Below are 4,227 nucleotides of genomic sequence, written 5' to 3'. Positions count from 1 at the left end.
GCACGTTCATGGCGACATACGCCATTTAGAAAGTTAAAGTCATAAATACAAGTTGTTCCTTGAAGTTCATGGCGACATACGCCATTTAGAAACCCACGCTGTAACCAGTACAAGACCAATTGCACGTTCATGGCGACATACGCCATTTAGAAAAGTGTTAGCATTTGCGGCTGCATCTTCATCGGGTTCATGGCGACATACGCCATTTAGAAAAGTCAGTTAATGTAATTGGCAATTTTATAACTGTTCATGGCGACATACGCCATTTAGAAACCCGAAACAATCAAGACCGCAGACAAAGAAGCGTTCATGGCGACATACGCCATTTAGAAATCGTCCCCATCTTCGCCCTCTATTGTTTCGGAGTTCATGGCGACATACGCCATTTAGAAAATCTGCACATGCTGCTTCATCAATTGATGCTAGTTCATGGCGACATACGCCATTTAGAAAGACAAGTTGACCATTAGATAAAGTCATACAACGTTCATGGCGACATACGCCATTTAGAAATCAACTAGAAAAAGTGTTAGATGCAGCTTGGGGTTCATGGCGACATACGCCATTTAGAAATTACAGAAAAACAAGCATTCCACCAGAGAGTAGTTCATGGCGACATACGCCATTTAGAAATTGGTGTGATGTCATCTCAACCTTTATTAAGCGTTCATGGCGACATACGCCATTTAGAAATGACGGCTCAATTATTATTTATGATGAAGTACGTTCATGGCGACATACGCCATTTAGAAAAACATGTACAGGCGATGATTGCGGTCAATACAGTTCATGGCGACATACGCCATTTAGAAATACAGTGGTTTGTAGCGTGCTCACCTGATTCGGTTCATGGCGACATACGCCATTTAGAAAGCAGCGTGTGAAGAAGGGAAGCCGTTGGTGGTGTTCATGGCGACATACGCCATTTAGAAATGAGTCATCATAAACAGGAATTTCAGATTCTCGTTCATGGCGACATACGCCATTTAGAAATTGGAACGTTCTTCATTGTATTTAACTAAACGGTTCATGGCGACATACGCCATTTAGAAATACACAAAGATCATACTATGATAATCTCGGTAGTTCATGGCGACATACGCCATTTAGAAATGCTAAGACTGAACCAGTCTACATCATGGCTCGTTCATGGCGACATACGCCATTTAGAAATAACTGTTAATACTTACCGTGCAGCCAATGCAGTTCATGGCGACATACGCCATTTAGAAAGTATGCCGTGAACTCAACCGCTTTCCGATTAAGTTCATGGCGACATACGCCATTTAGAAAAAACGCGCCACTTGTCGAAGCACGCGACTCGAGTTCATGGCGACATACGCCATTTAGAAATTGGTGTGATGTCATCTCAACCTTTATTAAGCGTTCATGGCGACATACGCCATTTAGAAATGACGGCTCAATTATTATTTATGATGAAGTACGTTCATGGCGACATACGCCATTTAGAAAAACATGTACAGGCGATGATTGCGGTCAATACAGTTCATGGCGACATACGCCATTTAGAAACACAAGATTCAGTTTCTTTTTCTGTAATGGGTGTTCATGGCGACATACGCCATTTAGAAATAAAAGAGCTTTTAAACCACGCGCCCAAACTAGTTCATGGCGACATACGCCATTTAGAAATTCACGACGTGCTAATAAAAGCTTTGGAAAAAGTTCATGGCGACATACGCCATTTAGAAAATCATGGAAAATCAAAAAGAAAACCGTGATCTGTTCATGGCGACATACGCCATTTAGAAACTGAGCTGTAATCATTCTCCAGTGCTGTTAAAGTTCATGGCGACATACGCCATTTAGAAATGACAGATGGAACAAAATTGGTACGATTATTAGTTCATGGCGACATACGCCATTTAGAAAACATAGAAATACGGCTGATTAGTGTCTTTTTTGTTCATGGCGACATACGCCATTTAGAAAAGCGTGACTACTGCATTTGACCCCAATATCGAGTTCATGGCGACATACGCCATTTAGAAATACAGCGGAACAACAACAAAAAACCTTACCTTGTTCATGGCGACATACGCCATTTAGAAATGAAAGGCGCGGATAATCGTTTACTTGAATAGGTTCATGGCGACATACGCCATTTAGAAAACGAAGAACTTTAGCAACTTGGCTTGCGTTCGGTTCATGGCGACATACGCCATTTAGAAATCAAAATCTGCTAATTCTTTGGGAAATGTAGCGTTCATGGCGACATACGCCATTTAGAAATAACAAAGGGAATAAGTCGATATGTTATAGAGGTTCATGGCGACATACGCCATTTAGAAACAACCGATCAGCCGTTCCTTCAAAATTTGTTAGTTCATGGCGACATACGCCATTTAGAAAAAAAGTACATCAAGCTCGACGTGAATGGAAAGGTTCATGGCGACATACGCCATTTAGAAAGAAGTCAATTGCATCATATTTCTGCGGATTGTGTTCATGGCGACATACGCCATTTAGAAAGCAAAAACCTATGCGAATGCCAAGGCGAAAGCGTTCATGGCGACATACGCCATTTAGAAAAAGGCGAAAGCTGAAGCGGATACAGCACTTGCGTTCATGGCGACATACGCCATTTAGAAAAGCATTATGAGATGGCACAGTTAATGGCCATGGTTCATGGCGACATACGCCATTTAGAAATGCATAAATACCCTGCACTTCTGCTGAATTATGTTCATGGCGACATACGCCATTTAGAAAGCACGCGTTTGCTGCTCTGTGATAATCAGTGCGTTCATGGCGACATACGCCATTTAGAAATGAAAATGTTTGGAAATATTTATCTGTAAAGCGTTCATGGCGACATACGCCATTTAGAAATTGCCAAGTGCCTCTGTTGCTGTATCTTGAGCTGTTCATGGCGACATACGCCATTTAGAAACAGTAGGGGCTTATCTCAAAACTGCGTTTATAGGTTCATGGCGACATACGCCATTTAGAAAGAAACATGAAAATCTAAATATAGCTGATTTTGGTTCATGGCGACATACGCCATTTAGAAAATCAAGACCTGTGACTGAGGTTTTATTTGAGTGTTCATGGCGACATACGCCATTTAGAAAAACCAGTGTTTCTAAAGCCTCGTCAAAATCAGGTTCATGGCGACATACGCCATTTAGAAATGTAGTCGGTGCTTTGCTGACTGCAATGTCTTGTTCATGGCGACATACGCCATTTAGAAATTGGGGCGAATAGATGCACCATCATTACCCCAGTTCATGGCGACATACGCCATTTAGAAAACCTACGGAGTTTTCTTCGGCAACGGCTTAACGTTCATGACGGCATACGTCATTTAGAAAATAGAGAATGCAATTGGAAATCCTGACAATGCGTTCATGACGGCATACGTCATTTAGAAAAGAGAACAAAGCCAATGATTGACATAATCAATGTTCATAACGGCATACGTCATTTAGAAAGTACGTGAGAAGCACCAGAGCCGCCAATGTTTGTTCATGACGGCATACGTCATTTAGAAAAGCAAAATAGTTGTATCCAATCACCTGTTTACGTTCATGACGGCATACGTCATTTAGAAAGGAAGATTGCCACGTTCCGTAGCGATCATTTTGTTCATGACGGCATACGTCATTTAGAAATGCCATTCCATTTTTACGCATTGCATTTTTCAGTTCATGACGGCATACGTCATTTAGAAACGTAAAATTAGATAATTCTTCAATTGTCATCTGTTCATGACGGCATACGTCATTTAGAAATAATTAAGTGTGAGGGCACAGGCACGGCAGGAGTTCATGACGGCATGCGTCATTTAATAATTGGGTTTCAATTATTGCCAAAATAAAATTAGGTTAAGGATATCCATCTAGGATAATCCATAATTTTATCTAAATATTAAAAAAAGATCCTGTCTACTCCTCATTTGAGGAATAGACACAATAGTGCTTTTCTCTAACACTAATCATATTGTGAAGTAAGGAGAATATCATGAAATATAAAATGGCAGCTGCTGCGGTCTTGGGTACTTTATTATTGGGAGGTTGTGGTGGTTCAGATGATGTCATTGATAATATAAAGCAAGAAATTGATGATAAAAATAAACCAACTGAAACGACTACCGCCAATTGGGGCCTTGAAAAGACGGTCAATACAATTACACACTCTGCTTTAAGTACCTTTGTTAATTTTGGTTTTGTTGATGCATTGGTCTATGGCGCTGATGAGGCTGTA

General features: G+C 40.7%; 1 pseudogene and 1 CRISPR repeat array. The pseudogene reads left to right on the top strand.

What is annotated here, in order from left to right:
* Positions 1 to 4: 4 nt before the first annotated feature.
* A CRISPR array of direct repeats spans positions 5 to 3,755; the repeat unit is 28 nt; unit sequence GTTCATGGCGACATACGCCATTTAGAAA.
* 229 nt (positions 3,756 to 3,984) lie between these two features.
* A pseudogene (locus F972_RS03125) lies at positions 3,985 to 4,227 on the top strand (hypothetical protein); the annotation flags it as partial.

It is taken from the genome of Acinetobacter sp. CIP 102529 (genome assembly GCF_000368325.1).
Taxonomy (GTDB): domain Bacteria; phylum Pseudomonadota; class Gammaproteobacteria; order Pseudomonadales; family Moraxellaceae; genus Acinetobacter; species Acinetobacter parvus.
This window is presented reverse-complemented; position numbering and strand designations above follow the sequence as displayed.